General features: G+C 39.3%; 10 protein-coding genes, 4 tRNA genes, 1 riboswitch and 1 other annotated feature (1 of these 16 running past the window's edge). Of the genes, 4 read left to right on the top strand and 10 right to left on the bottom strand.

Annotated elements, in window-relative coordinates; translation table 11 throughout:
- Positions 1-193 (bottom strand) — a binding site (T-box leader) (it extends 14 nt beyond the left edge of the window).
- 69 nt (positions 194-262) lie between these two features.
- Entirely contained in the window at positions 263-2,269 is a 2,007-nt protein-coding gene (locus tag HMPREF2961_RS07795; RefSeq protein ID WP_070704478.1) for a LysM peptidoglycan-binding domain-containing protein, read from the bottom strand.
- A gap of 369 nt (positions 2,270-2,638) precedes the next feature.
- Between HMPREF2961_RS07795 and HMPREF2961_RS07790 the strand changes: the two genes are divergently transcribed.
- From HMPREF2961_RS07790 to HMPREF2961_RS07780, 3 genes are read left to right on the top strand one after another with little or no spacing between them, the layout of a single operon-like run.
- The gene (locus tag HMPREF2961_RS07790) at positions 2,639-3,295 is read left to right on the top strand and encodes a phosphatase PAP2 family protein (protein ID WP_002316101.1); all 657 of its coding nucleotides are present in this window, start codon (positions 2,639-2,641) and stop codon (positions 3,293-3,295) included.
- Positions 3,295-4,251 (top strand): tRNA modification radical SAM protein MnmL/YtqA, encoded by a 957-nt coding sequence (locus HMPREF2961_RS07785; protein ID WP_002285909.1) that lies wholly within the window; start codon positions 3,295-3,297, stop codon positions 4,249-4,251. Before HMPREF2961_RS07790 ends, HMPREF2961_RS07785 begins: the two co-directional genes overlap by 1 nt.
- Positions 4,251-4,817, top strand: coding sequence for a tRNA 5-(aminomethyl)-2-thiouridylate-methyltransferase MnmM (locus tag HMPREF2961_RS07780; RefSeq protein WP_002292250.1), 567 nt, complete (start codon positions 4,251-4,253; stop codon positions 4,815-4,817). The genes HMPREF2961_RS07785 and HMPREF2961_RS07780 overlap by 1 nt, the downstream gene beginning before the upstream one ends.
- Positions 4,818-5,021: 204 nt before the next feature.
- Here HMPREF2961_RS07780 and HMPREF2961_RS07775 read toward each other — a convergent pair whose 3' ends face one another.
- Positions 5,022-6,791, bottom strand: coding sequence for an ABC transporter ATP-binding protein (locus tag HMPREF2961_RS07775; RefSeq protein ID WP_070704475.1), 1,770 nt, complete (start codon positions 6,789-6,791; stop codon positions 5,022-5,024).
- Between the two features lie 2 nt (positions 6,792-6,793).
- Positions 6,794-8,506 (bottom strand): ABC transporter ATP-binding protein, encoded by a 1,713-nt coding sequence (locus HMPREF2961_RS07770; protein WP_002316098.1) that lies wholly within the window; start codon positions 8,504-8,506, stop codon positions 6,794-6,796.
- Positions 8,507-8,620: 114 nt separating this feature from the next.
- Between HMPREF2961_RS07770 and HMPREF2961_RS07765 the strand changes: the two genes are divergently transcribed.
- Complete coding sequence (locus HMPREF2961_RS07765) at positions 8,621-9,286, top strand: TetR family transcriptional regulator (RefSeq protein ID WP_070704472.1); 666 nt, start codon at positions 8,621-8,623, stop codon at positions 9,284-9,286.
- A gap of 69 nt (positions 9,287-9,355) precedes the next feature.
- Here the strand turns inward: HMPREF2961_RS07765 and HMPREF2961_RS07760 are convergent, their stop codons facing one another.
- The 7 genes from HMPREF2961_RS07760 to HMPREF2961_RS07730 all read right to left on the bottom strand — a co-directional run bounded on the left by HMPREF2961_RS07760 (position 9,356) and on the right by HMPREF2961_RS07730 (position 13,603).
- A complete protein-coding gene (locus tag HMPREF2961_RS07760) occupies positions 9,356-10,144 on the bottom strand; it encodes an alpha/beta hydrolase (RefSeq protein ID WP_002316096.1) in 789 nt (262 codons plus the stop codon).
- Between the two features lie 82 nt (positions 10,145-10,226).
- A complete protein-coding gene (locus HMPREF2961_RS07755) occupies positions 10,227-11,699 on the bottom strand; it encodes an MDR family MFS transporter (protein WP_002316095.1) in 1,473 nt (490 codons plus the stop codon).
- Between the two features lie 130 nt (positions 11,700-11,829).
- Complete coding sequence (metK, locus tag HMPREF2961_RS07750) at positions 11,830-13,023, bottom strand: methionine adenosyltransferase (protein ID WP_070704469.1); 1,194 nt, start codon at positions 13,021-13,023, stop codon at positions 11,830-11,832.
- Positions 13,021-13,100, bottom strand: a riboswitch (SMK box riboswitch). (Overlaps the previous gene by 3 nt.)
- Positions 13,101-13,286: 186 nt before the next feature.
- Positions 13,287-13,358: transfer RNA gene (locus HMPREF2961_RS07745), tRNA-Glu, on the bottom strand.
- A gap of 11 nt (positions 13,359-13,369) precedes the next feature.
- Positions 13,370-13,443 (bottom strand) — tRNA-Ile (locus tag HMPREF2961_RS07740).
- Positions 13,444-13,455: 12 nt separating this feature from the next.
- Positions 13,456-13,526 (bottom strand) — tRNA-Gly (locus tag HMPREF2961_RS07735).
- Between the two features lie 4 nt (positions 13,527-13,530).
- Positions 13,531-13,603 (bottom strand) — tRNA-Phe (locus HMPREF2961_RS07730).
- Positions 13,604-13,640: the final 37 nt, after the last annotated feature.

Below are 13,640 nucleotides of genomic sequence, written 5' to 3'. Positions count from 1 at the left end.
CTACGCGGTACCACCTATTTTTACCTTAATGAAAAGGCCTCGAACGTTGTAACGGCCGTCACCGCCACTTGCTTACTCGAATATTCAGCAAGGGCAACTCAAAGGCGAGTTCAAAAGCATCCGTGCACATTCTCACCAACCATGTGCTCTCTGAAACTTCAGTCTTTTTACTACTTCCTTTTCAAGTGTTGTCATATTTAAGTAGCCTTATAGTAACAAATATTTTTGTGGAATTCAATCGTTATTTCTTTGAACAGCTATTTTATTTAGCTACAATCAATGTTTGACCTGGATAAATAAAGTTGTTTTTGATATTGTTCCATTCGATTAGTTGAGCCATTGTAATACCATGGCTGTCAGCAACACCCCAAACAGATTCTCCAGATTTCACAGTATAGGTTTTCGAACCTGCAGGTGCTTGTTGGTTTGTTGTTTGAGACGAACCTTTCTTCACGATCACTTGTTGTCCAGGATAGATGAAATTATTTTTGATATTATTCCATTCGATCAACTGATCCATCGTGATATGATGTTTGTTCGCTACGCTCCAAACTGACTCGCCTGCTTTCACGGTATACATCGTATTACCAGAGGATGATGTACTTGTTGTAGCAGACGTATTCGGTGTATTTGGTTTCGCTGCCGAAGTAGTTGAACCTGTATGGGTATTTACTGAATTGCCGCCTTTAACGATCAATTGCTGTCCTGGGTAAATAAAGTTGTTTTTGATATTATTCCATTCGATCAGCTGATTCATCGTGATGCCGTTTTTATTCGCTACGCTCCAAACAGATTCACCCGCCTTGACTGTATAAGTGCCTTGAGACGAACTGCTGCCAGTATTAGCTGAGCTGCTGTTATTTGTATTGGCTGACGAACCTGTATTACTTGATGCGCTGTTTGTTGACCCACTGTTTGAAACAGTCAGTTGTTGTCCTGGATAAATAAAGTTATTTTGGATGTTGTTCCATTGGATCAGTTGAGCCATCGTAATTCCATATTTGTTGGAGACACTCCAAACAGAGTCTCCGGCTTTCACTGTGTATTTCGTTCCTGAAGCCGTATTAGAAGAACTTGAATTAGACGAATTTGAACCACTTGTGTTGCCAGTATTTGCTCCAGTATTAGAGGAACCGCCATTTGATACGATCAGCTGTTGTCCTGGATAAACAAAATTATTCTTGATATTGTTCCATTCAATCAATTGAGCCATCGTAATTCCGTGATCGTTTGAGATCTTCCAAACAGAATCGCCAGATTGAACAGTGTATTTCGCCCCAGTTGTTTGTCCTCCGTTTGATGTACCAGCATTTCCTGAAGAATTGGTATTGTTACCAGAATTATTCGTCGAAGAGCCATTTTCTTGGCTACCCTTGATCGTTAGTTTTTGTCCTGGATAAATGAAATTGTTTTGGATATTGTTCCATTGAATCAATTGATCCATTGTAATACCGAATTTATTGGAGATTCCCCAAACAGAATCGCCAGATTGAACAGTATAAGTGGTCGAAGTTGCTGAACCTGAGTTTGTATTACCAGAATTGTTTGAACCGCTAGTACTACCTGTACTTCCAGTATTATTCCCACCTGTAGTAGCTCCACCGCCCGCGTTTCCACTAGCTGGTGTATCATATTGGGTCAATCCGTAAGTCGTGATGATATTATTTAATTTGCTTGCATAACCAGGGTCAGTCGCATAACGACCTGTCAAACAAGCTGTCGCATCTGTATAGGATCTCGTGTTGCTCTTCCAAGTACCGGCATAGTAATAACCGTTGCCAAATGAAGTATTTCTAAGTACATAGGCATTGTCATTGAACGATTCAGCAAAAGAAGGATATTGTCGGAAAGGCTCCTTTTTATTTACCCATTGATTATTTAAAAATTCAAGCGTATCCATGTAGACAGTTTGTCCTTGATAGCTGCCTTTTATCCCAAAAAGATTATAATAAGGTGCTTGCGATAACGCACTACTGCCCCAACCGCTTTCTACAACTGCTTGTGCGATCATCACTGATGCATACAAATCGTTGGCTTGAGCAATTGGCTGCGCATAAGTAGCAATTTCTGTGATAAATGCCGCTGTATTGATTCTTGCGCCGAACTGAACAGGTGTTTCATCCGCTTGAACAGGAACCGGCTGTACTAATGGAGCAGCGACAGAACAGCCTACCATCGCAGTTCCCACGATTGCTGCCCCTCGTTTTGCTTTTCGAAAACGTTTGGTCTGTTCTAAACGTCTCCGTTCTTTTCTTGCAATGTTTTCCATCTTCTATCCTCCAACTTCAATTTATCTATTATTAATAATTATAACTTCTCTTAATATTTATTAAAAGTTATTTAAGAGCTTTGTTGTTTTTTGTAATCATATTGTAATTTACCGTAATGAACAACTTCTGTTCATTTTCAAGTTCTTCCTACGTCTATGTTCTTATTTACAAGGATTTCGAAAAACACTGATTTTATTTCCCTAACATTTCATTTGTATTACCAAAAAATGTCTTTCCGATTACAGTTATTTTTTTCATAAGAATATTAGTTATTCAAAGAGGGATTATACATTGGTTTTATCTCTTTACCGTTTTTTTCGCTGGACCAAAAATGCTATAATAAGTCATTGCTTCAAAGGAGGAATTGTATGAAATACAAAACATCATTTCAAGTGACTGGCAGCTTCTTTCTTGTCCTGTTTTTTATTTTGGGCTGGATCGTAAAGTTTCATCTGTCGTGGCTTTCTGGTTTCGATCAGTGGTTTACAGACATTGTCAGAGCTTCTTATCCTGATCTGAACAGCTACCAACTCTTTATGACTAAATTCGGTAATCCTCTTACCGTCATCATTTTCTTTGCTTGTGCAGCTTTATGGATGTGGTATAAGAAAAAAAGGGCAGAAACAGTTTGGTTCGTTTCTGGATTTATTGTAATTGCTGGAATCATCAACCCGTTGATCAAACTATTTTTCATGCGAGAGCGCCCTTCATTGACACACTTAGTGGTTGAAACAAGTTACAGTTTCCCTAGTGGACATGCAGCAGGCAGTATGATTCTTTACGGCTCTTTCCTATTTCTGCTGCCAGCTTTTGTTCAAAAAAGAACCTTACGTACATTGCTTCAATTGCTGATGGTGTTTATTATAGTAAGTGTCGGGATAAGCCGCATTTATCTGGGTGTTCATTTTCCTACTGATATCATCGGCGGCTACTTACTCAGTCTTTCTTGGCTGTGCCTGACTTATCCAGTGTATAGAGAAAAAAGAAAACAAATAGGTAACTCTTACAGAAAGAAGGACTTTTAATGACTTTTCCTTATTCAGAAGGAAATAAAAGATATCATTCTTGGAATTATGCTTTACGAAATGAGTTTGGCGGGAAAATTTTCAAGGTGCCGATCGATGGAGGGTTCGACTGCCCGAATCGAGATGGGACTGTTGCCCATGGCGGTTGTACTTTTTGCAGTGTATCTGGTTCGGGTGATATGATCGTTGCACCTGAAGATCCACTTCCAATCCAATTCCAGAAAGAAATCGACATGATGCATCAAAAATGGCCTCATGTCCAACAATACATCGTTTATTTCCAAAATTTTACAAACACCCATGCGCCAGTTGAAATAATCAAAGAACGATTTGAGCAAGTAGTCAATTTACCAGGTGTCGTAGGATTATCAGTCGGTACACGACCGGATTGTCTGCCAGATGAAGTAGTTGATTACCTTGCTGAACTGAACGAGCGGATGTATTTATGGGTAGAACTTGGATTGCAAACAACTTTTGAAGAAACTTCAAAACTGATCAACCGAGCACATGATTATCAAACTTATTTAGATGGCGTGGCTAAATTACGCAAACATAATATCCGTGTTTGTACGCATTTGATCAACGGATTACCAGGCGAAAGTTTAGAAATGATGAAAGAAAATGTCAGACGCACTATTTTAGATTCCGATATCCAAGGAATCAAGCTCCATTTGATGCATCTGATGCGCAAAACGAGAATGTTGCGAGACTATCATGAAGGTCGACTTCAATTAATGAGCCGTCCTGACTATGTCAATGTCATTTGCGACCAGCTGGAAATGATACCAAAAGAGATCATCATCCATCGTTTGACAGGGGATGCGCCGTGGGATTCCTTGATTGGACCAATGTGGAGCTTGAAAAAATGGGAAGTCTTGAATGCAATTGATGAAGAACTTCTTCGCAGAGATAGCTTCCAAGGAAAATATGATGTACGGAAAAAGGTGAGTGTCTGATGTTGCAAACTGCTTTGTATTTCAGCCATACATTACTGCAAGAAATCTTGCAACCAGGAGATCACGTCGTAGATGCAACGATGGGCAATGGCCACGATACGGTTTTTCTAGCAGAACACATCGGAAAAACTGGTCATGTCTATAGTTTCGATATCCAGCAACAAGCAATCGATGCTACTCGTGAAAAGCTAGAACAGCATCAGTTAGAAGAACGTGTCTCATTGTTTCTACAAGGCCACGAAACGTTAGGAGAAGTAATAGCTGAACAACAAGATCTTAAAGCAGGGATCTTCAATCTAGGGTATCTCCCAAAAAGTGATAAAGCAATCATCACTATGCCAGAGACTACACGCACAGCTATGGAAGAAATATTGAAACGACTTGTGCCTCGCGGACGATTGATCCTTGTTGTCTACTATGGTCATGAAGGCGGAGAAAAAGAACTGGATATGGTTGATTCTTTTTGTTCCAAACTGCCACAGGAAACATATAATGTGCTGAATTATCGGTTTATCAACCAAAAGAACCAGCCGCCTATTTTATATTGTATTGAGAAAAAAAGATAAATAAAAAACGCAAAACATAAATGATATGTTTTGCGTTTTTTTCTCTAGCACTCAGGTTAGAGCGTTGATTTCACAACCTCTTTATTCACGGTGCTCAAAAGCTTGCATCTGCGGTAATAAGTCCAACCAAATCAAAAACATGAGAAGCTGTTTTTGATTGGCTGTTCTTATTACTTGATGCAGGACAGCTTTTTCACAACCTCTTTATTCAAATACAAATTGATTATGATAAAGTTCCGCATAAAATCCATTTTCTGCTAATAGCTCGTGATGACTGCCTTCTTCAATGACTTCCCCATCACGCAAGACAACGATTCTATCTGCATTCAAGATCGTTTTCAGCCGGTGAGCAATCACAAAACTGGTTCTTCCTTTGATTGCTTCATCCATTGCTTTTTGGATCCTTGCTTCTGTTACCGTGTCTACATTACTTGTTGCTTCATCCAAAATCAATAAAGATGGATTTGTGATGATCGTTCGAGCAATACTGATCAACTGCTTTTGTCCTGTACTGAACAAATTGTTTTCTTCGGATATCTCTGTATCATACCCTTTTTCTAACGTCATGATAAAGTCGTGAATGTTCGCTTGTTTTGCTGCATTGATGATTTCTTCGTCTGAAGCATCTGGTTTACCGAATGTGATATTGTCTTTGATGGTGCCAGAGAACAAGACGGATTCTTGCAAAACGATTCCTACATGTCTACGTAATGCATCTAGATCATACTCTCGGATATCTATTCCATCGATTACTACTGACCCATCATTGACATCGTAAAAACGATTCAGCAGATTCATGATCGTCGTTTTCCCAGATCCGGTTGGTCCAACAAGAGCAACCATTTCTCCTTTGTCCACATTGATTGAGACATCTTTCAAGACTAGTTTTTCTGGAGAATAACCAAAATCTACGTGTTGCAAGGCAAGTCCTTGTTCTACTCCATCAAATGCTTTACCGTTTTCTGGTTTGACTTCATCTTTTTCATCAAACATTTCATTTAATCGTCTTGCCCCTGTGATTGCTAATTGGATCATGCTGTACCCAGAAGAAATCTGCATCAATGGTTGGTAGTATTGTTGTGAATATTGGACGAATGTCACAACTAAGCCTAACGCCACCGAACGTTCCAAATCGCCATTCAATGCTAACCAGCCGCCGAAAAAGATAACGATTGCTGTATTGACTAGTGACATTCCTTGCATCATCGGAAATAGTAGGCCAGAATAAGCTTGTCCTTTGAACGTTGCTTCGCGAACACTTTGATTATGTTCTAAGAATCCTTCAATCGTTTCTTCTTGTAAGCCATTTGTGATGATGACACGTTGTCCGCTGATTTTTTCATCCATATAGCCATTCAGTTTTCCCACTTCATCTTGCTGAAGATCCACATATTTTCGCGCTTTTCGAATAATCAAGACAGCTATCAAAATAGCTACTGGAGTAGAAGCAATCGTAGCCCAAGCTAATTCTACATTTTGACGAAACATCATAATCAAGATTCCGACAAGTAAAACAGCATTCGTGATGACTTGAAGCAATGCTTGGTTCAAACTATTTTGAATATTATCTAAGTCACTGGTAAAACGACTTAAAATTTCACCATCTTGATGAGAATCAAAGAAGCGAATCGTCAATTTTTCCAATTTGTTGAATAAACCGATACGCATTCGGTTCGTTGACTTTCCTACTACTTGAGTGAACAAAATACTATAGATAAAGTTGGCTGCACTAGCTAATACATAAAACAACAAGAGTTCCCATATTACAGAAACAAATTTGCTTTTATCATCTACGCCTTGCATCAAGCCACCTACGTAATTTGCTAATTCTTGGAAAGCTTCCCCGATATACTGAGGTGCTTTTACTTGTAGATAGGTAGCAATAATTACTGTGATAAAGATAAAGAAAAAGGAGAGTTTGTACCGCTTCAAATAGTGATAGAAAAATTTACTTGCTTTTATTAAATCAGTCATACTTACTCCTCCGTTCCTTTTTGAGTTTCAAAGATTTCCTGATAGACACGGTTTCCAGCTACCAATTCCTCATGGGTTCCTTCACCGACTAATCTACCTTCATCCAATACTAAGATGCGGTCTGCTTTGACAACAGAAGCAATTTTTTGTGCGATGACGATCGTCGTTGTTCCCTTCAAATCTCGATCAAGTGCTTCTCGGACCAGTTTTTCAGAGCGAGCATCCAATGCACTCGTACTATCATCTAAAATCAAGATCTTTGGATTACCGATAACACCACGAGTAATGGATAGTCGCTGCTTTTGTCCACCAGAAAAATTGCTGCTTCGTTCTTCTACTGGTGCTTCGTAACGATCAGATAGCTTTTCGATGAATTCTTTTGCTTGAGCAATAGAAGAAGCATGTTCCATCTCTTTTTCTGTTGCATTCTTTTTTCCTTGGCGCAAGTTTTGAGCAATCGTTCCTGAGAATAAAATTGCTTTTTGCAAAACAAAGGACACCGTTTCTCTTAAACTCTTTTCATTTACTTGGCGAAGATCTACACCACCTACTTCTACTTTTCCTTCTGTTGGATCAAATAGACGAGGAATCAGCTGTGCTAGTGTGGATTTCCCGGCACCAGTCGCCCCGACGATCCCGACCATTTCTCCAGGTTTGATAGAAAAGCTGATATCTTTAAGCGTATCTGTATCCTCACCAGGATAACGAAAAGAAACATGGTCAAAAGTGACAGAACCCGTCAGCTCTTGTTCTGGAACGTCTAAATAAGTAAGATCTGGTTCAGCATCTAAAATTTCCGCAATCCGCTTCAGCGATACGGCTGCTCTTGAAGTCATCATCATCATCATTCCGCCGATAATGATCGCCATCATGATCTGCATCAAGTAATTCATGAATGAAGCAATTCCACCAATTAATGTAGGATCATCTTTAACAAGATCGCTCACAAAGAAGATCGCCCCAACCACAGCTAAATTGGCAGCCAACATGAAGGACGGGATCATCACAGAAAATAATGTACCGACGATGATGTTGTGTTTTGTTAAGTCCTCACTTACTTTGCTGAATGTCTTCAATTGGTTTTCTTCCTGTACAAATGATTTCACTACACGAATCCCTAGTAAGTTTTCTTTTGCAATGCTATTTACACGATCAATCAGTTTTTGAATGATCATGAAGTGCTTACCCATCCGTGTAAATGAAAGTGCCGTGATAAGAAATACCGTAACGATAAGCGCTACGATGATCCACCACAATTGTGGCATCGTGATCATAGCTAAAATGAAGGCACCAATAAATAAGAATGGAATTCGAAAAAGTGATTGCAAAGAAATCATCACTAAATTTTGGATTTGCGTGATATCATTTGTTAGACGAACAACAAGATTCCCAGCAGAGAACTGTTCGATATTCCCAAATGAAAATGTCTGGATCTTTCGAAAAGCTTCTTCTCGGATATCTGCACTTACGCCCTGAGCTACTTTCGCAGAGAAAATCGTGTTCGTTACACCTGCAGCTAATCCTAGCAAAGCCAGACTGATCAGATAAATACCGATTGTTTTCATTTCATCATTATCTTCTGTAATAATAGCTTCCAATACTTGCTGTAGTAATTTAGGTTGCCATAATGCTGCTGCAACCATGACTGCTACGGACAGCAAGGAAATAAAAACAGCTACTTTATATTTTTTCGCATGTCGTAAGATTAATTTCATTCGTTGATTACACCCCTTTGTTTAAATTGACAGGACTAATTTAACACTGTAAAATTAGACCGACTAACAATTTACCATGTTTAAAAAGATAATGCAATACACGAGGTTGATAAAATGGAAATAAAGCTTTCTCAAGCAATCATCATTCAGGCCGCCTTTGATATCCTGGCTGAAACACAAGCTCTTTCGCAGCTTTCCATGCGAAACATCGCAAACAGAATTCACGTTCAAGCACCTGCTTTATATTGGTATTTCAAAAATAAACAACAGCTTTTGCAGAAAATGGCTGAAACAATGGAAGAAGAATTAGCGCTTCCAGATCCAACTTTGCCCTGGAATGAACAATTGTTGCAGTATATGGAAAATTACTATGACCTTTACACACGTTTTCCTTGTGGGGCAGAATTAGAAATTAATACTGTGCCCGCTTTTCCGAGTCGATTAGAACATTTGGAACAAATGATCCAACTACTTGTTCGTGAAGGATTTTCAGTCACCCAAAGTCATCAGGCCGTTGCCTCTCTCCACAATTTATTGATTGGACAGCTAATGGATCAGCAGCATGAACAACAGCTTCGGCAAAAGATTATGGACGGAAATGAATTTTTGAAAGAAACAGTTCTATTTATGCGTAATTATGTAGTTGAAAATCAATTAGAGGGATTTCAAGAAAGTATGCAGTCCCATGCAGAATTGAATGAAAAAGCACTCTTTCTAACGAGTGCACAAACCTATATTGAAGGTTTATGCCAACAAAATAAAAGAAGAGAAAACAATTGATAAAAAAAGCTCCTATAAAGGTCACCAACAAAGTGATCTCTATAGGAGCTATCTTTTTAAGTCTCTTTTTTACTTTTCTTCCATCAGCCACACCAATGCACGTTGGATCCATTGATCCCAGAAGATCCAATTATGATCGCCCGGTCCTTGTTCAAAGGTGACCGCTAAGCCTTGTTCCTGCATAGCAGATACCATTTCCTGATTTGCTTGATAAAGAAAATCAGATTCCCCACAAGCCATATAAAACCTTGGGACTGGTTTTCCGCTTTTTACTAATTCTTTCAATAAATATTGTGGATCATTCTTTGAACCTTCGATTTGATCCAATGGTCCAAAGATTCCTTCCCAAAAGGCTGCTTTACGAACCATCAAAAGATCATCCATTCGGTTTCCTACAGAAACAGCGCCTGAAAGAGAGATTACTGCTGCGAAATTTTCTGATTTTGCAAGGCCTAGTTTTAATGCGCCATATCCGCCCATCGATAATCCAGCGGCATATGTTTTTTCCCTTTTTCTTGTTAATTGTGGGAATAGTTCATGACAAATCTCAGGTAGCTCTTCTGCAATGAACGTCCAATATTTCATATCATAAACCGTATCTGTGTACCAGCCAAGATCAGTAGATGGCATGATGACAGCTAATCCGTAGTCTGCTACATAACGTTCAATCGACGTACGTCTTTCCCATACACTATGATTGCCACCCATCCCATGAAGTAAATATAAAACAGGTATGTCCGTTGTCGCTTGCTCTGAACTGGTGCCAATCACCTTTTTAGTTGTTTGTGGAAGTATCACATTTAGATTGACTTCCATTTCTAATACATTCGAATAAATATTTGCTTGAATAAATGCCATATTTTCGCCTTCCTTAGTAAGAAGTTATTTTTGAATAACTTTAAATTTGAATGATTCGGCAAAGTACATGTCTCGACCGAAACTACTGTTTTATTTTACCACTTTTTTCATGAACGAAAAGCGTTAATACCAAAGCAATGATCACGAGTAACAAGCCAACTAGATAAACGGAATGTAACCCATCATAAAGAATTTTTCTTAATGGCAATAGAATATCCGCATCGATATATTTAGCCGTTTGTGGATTCACCAGTTTGTTCATGATATCTGTATCATTTGTTAAATTTGCTGCTGCAAGTTCTCGTTTAGTTACCCCATTTAACAATAAACCAAAAATAGAAACCATGACTGTTTGACCAATTGTTCGAACTAACGTATTAAAAGAAGTTGCTACACCAAGCTGATCACGAGATACACTATTTTGTGCACTGACAGTCGAGGTAGTCATGGTCACACCTAAGCCTATACCGATGACCGTTGATATAGCAAAAAACCATAAATAGTTACTTCTGAAAGGCATAAGATACAACCAAGCGCCCCCAATAGCTGCGATTAGTAGTCCAATTCTCAAGACCCAATGAGTTTTCATTTGAGTCATCCACTTGCTTGCAAGGAAAGAACCGACCATCCAGACTAGTGATAATGGTGCTAATACCAACCCGCCAATTGCTGCATTCAGTCCTAATACACCTTGCATCCACATAGGAATATAAACATCGATTCCCATCAAAAAACCACTAGCCAATGCTGCAGCCAAGTTGACCACAACAAATAGTGGATTTTTGAATAAATGCATCATGATGACAGGATCTTTAGCTCTTTTTTCAGCAAAAATAAAAATACCTAACAGTACGATACTACCTAGCAGCAAAGCAGAAACAAGCGGACTCATTCCTTCGTCACCTAATAATTGGAATCCTAACAGCAATGAGACAAGCATGGCCATCAAACTAAAACTACCAAAAATATCCATTGGTTTAGACTCATGTATGATTTTTGGTTCATTTAAATATAGCCAAATAAAAATAATTAATAGAATTCCGATCGGCACATTGATAAAAAAGATCCAGTGCCAGCTGATCGTTTCAACGATGAATCCTCCCGCAAGCGGTCCAAAAACACTGGCAATCCCCCAAGCTGAACTATTCAAACCTAAAACTTTTGCTCGCTTCTCAATAGAATAAAGATCGCCGATGATCGTCAAAGCTACTGGCATCATTGCTCCAGCACCCATCCCTTGAATCGCACGAGCAGCAATCAACCCAATCATGCTTTGAGATAAACCGCAAAATAACGAACCGATAATAAACAATAATGTCCCAAAAATAAAAATTGGTTTCCGTCCCACTTTATCCGCAAGTTTTCCGTAAATCGGAGTAAGCATAGCGTTTGTCAGCAAATAAATCGAAAATACCCAGTTCATGATTTCCATTCCATGTAATGAGCCGACGATCGTTGGCATAGCGGTTGTTACGATTGTTCCTTCAATAGCCGTCATGAACGTTGCAATGAAAACACTCACTGTGACTAAAGCAACATTTGTTTCTTTTTTCATCTTATTCCTCCTTTTTCATCATGACAGGATCTAAAAATAGATAAATACTCACTATCTTTTTCAAGAGGTGCACTGCCATAAAAAAAGCTGGAACAACCACCATTCGGCGATCGTTCCAGCTGAATATAGCTTATTTTGCTAATCTTGCTTTCAATGCATCTACTTTGTCCGTATGTTCCCAAGGCAAATCCACATCTGTACGACCAAAATGACCGTAAGCAGCTGTTTGTTTGTAAATCGGACGACGCAAATCAAGCATCTCGATGATTCCTGCTGGCCGAAGATCGAAGTTTTCTCTCACTGCAGCAATCAATTCTTCTTCCGGAACCGTTCCAGTACCGAAAGTATTGATGGAGATCGAAACAGGTTGAGCAACACCAATCGCATAAGCTAGCTGTACTTCTGCTTTGCGAGCAAGCCCTGCTGCAACGATGTTTTTAGCAATATAACGTGCAGCATAGCTGGCAGAACGGTCAACTTTTGTCGCATCTTTACCAGAAAAAGCACCGCCACCATGACGAGCATAACCGCCATACGTATCAACAATGATCTTTCTTCCTGTTAATCCGGCATCCCCTTGAGGACCACCAATGACAAATCGGCCAGTCGGATTGATATAATATTTTGTTTGATCATCTAATAATTCAGCTGGAATAACTTCCTTCACTACTTTTTCGATGACATCATGACGAATTGTTTCATTATCTACTGCATCATCATGCTGTGTTGAAATAACGATTGTATCTACGCGTTCAGGTTGTCCTTGATCATCATATTCAACTGTGACTTGAGATTTTGCATCTGGACGTAAATACGTTAATTCATTTGATTTACGTAAATCTGCCAAGCGGCGTACCAGACGATGACTCAAAGCGATTGGTAAAGGCATTAATTCCGGTGTTTCATCTACAGCAAAACCAAACATTAACCCTTGGTCGCCAGCACCAATTTCATCTAATACGTCTTTTTTATCTTCATCCCGGATCTCAAGTGCTTCGTCAACTCCTTGAGCAATATCAGAAGATTGTTCATCAATCGCAACCAATACAGCTGCTGTATCTCCATCAAATCCGAATTTTGCACGTGTATAACCAATTTCTTTTATTGTTTCCCGTACGACTTTTTGGATATCTACATATGCCGTCGTAGATATTTCTCCAAATACTAAAACAAGCCCAGTTGTTACAGATGTTTCACACGCTACTCGTGCTGTTGGGTCTTGTTCTAAAATTGCATCCAAGATTGCATCACTGATTTGGTCAGCGATTTTATCTGGATGTCCTTCAGAAACAGATTCTGATGTAAATAAGTGTCTTTCTACCATTATAATGATTCCCCCTAGTTAAATTCGGTTACAAGGCATCTCCGTCCTACGGATCCTTTCGGGAACTTGCAACGAACCAAGTATAGCAGATAAAACAGTTTTCTGCTCGTATTTTTTCATTTTTTTGCTTAAAAAATATAAATATTTTACATTAGATTTATCCAAAAAAGCTTAGCACAATCATCTATAAAGATAACTCTGCTAAGCCTTTTAAAATCATTCTTTCAGATAAAAAGAAAAAGATACTCATCAAGTATCTTCCATGACCCGTACGGGATTCGAACCCGTGTTACCGCCGTGAAAGGGCGGTGTCTTAACCGCTTGACCAACGGGCCAATAAAATAAATGGGCCTAAATGGACTCGAACCATCGACCTCACGCTTATCAGGCGTGCGCTCTAACCAGCTGAGCTATAGGCCCATAAAAACTAAAAGCGGGTGACGAGAATCGAACTCGCGACAACAGCTTGGAAGGCTGTGGTTTTACCACTAAACTACACCCGCATAATGGCGCGGGACAGAATCGAACTGCCGACACATGGAGCTTCAATCCATTGCTCTACCAACTGAGCTACCGAGCCAAACGGTTCCGACGGGAATCGAACCCGCGATCTCCTG

This window comes from Enterococcus sp. HMSC076E04, from assembly GCF_001814285.1.
Classification (GTDB): Bacteria; Bacillota; Bacilli; order Lactobacillales; family Enterococcaceae; genus Enterococcus_B; species Enterococcus_B lactis.
The sequence above is the reverse complement of the archived record's forward strand: the minus strand, read 5'-3'. Positions and strand labels throughout refer to the sequence as shown.

What these genes read in the sequence shown, in the direction of transcription:
- HMPREF2961_RS07765 (WP_070704472.1), top strand. Translation starts at nt 8,621, where the DNA reads ATGGAAATAAAGCTTTCTCAAGCAATCATCATTCAGGCCGCCTTTGAT.
- HMPREF2961_RS07785 (WP_002285909.1), top strand. Translation starts at nt 3,295, where the DNA reads ATGACTTTTCCTTATTCAGAAGGAAATAAAAGATATCATTCTTGGAAT.
- HMPREF2961_RS07760 (WP_002316096.1), bottom strand. Translation starts at nt 10,144, where the DNA reads ATGGCATTTATTCAAGCAAATATTTATTCGAATGTATTAGAAATGGAA.
- HMPREF2961_RS07795 (WP_070704478.1), bottom strand. Translation starts at nt 2,269, where the DNA reads ATGGAAAACATTGCAAGAAAAGAACGGAGACGTTTAGAACAGACCAAA.
- HMPREF2961_RS07780 (WP_002292250.1), top strand. Translation starts at nt 4,251, where the DNA reads ATGTTGCAAACTGCTTTGTATTTCAGCCATACATTACTGCAAGAAATC.
- HMPREF2961_RS07770 (WP_002316098.1), bottom strand. Translation starts at nt 8,506, where the DNA reads ATGAAATTAATCTTACGACATGCGAAAAAATATAAAGTAGCTGTTTTT.
- HMPREF2961_RS07755 (WP_002316095.1), bottom strand. Translation starts at nt 11,699, where the DNA reads ATGAAAAAAGAAACAAATGTTGCTTTAGTCACAGTGAGTGTTTTCATT.
- HMPREF2961_RS07775 (WP_070704475.1), bottom strand. Translation starts at nt 6,791, where the DNA reads ATGACTGATTTAATAAAAGCAAGTAAATTTTTCTATCACTATTTGAAG.
- HMPREF2961_RS07790 (WP_002316101.1), top strand. Translation starts at nt 2,639, where the DNA reads ATGAAATACAAAACATCATTTCAAGTGACTGGCAGCTTCTTTCTTGTC.
- metK (WP_070704469.1), bottom strand. Translation starts at nt 13,023, where the DNA reads ATGGTAGAAAGACACTTATTTACATCAGAATCTGTTTCTGAAGGACAT.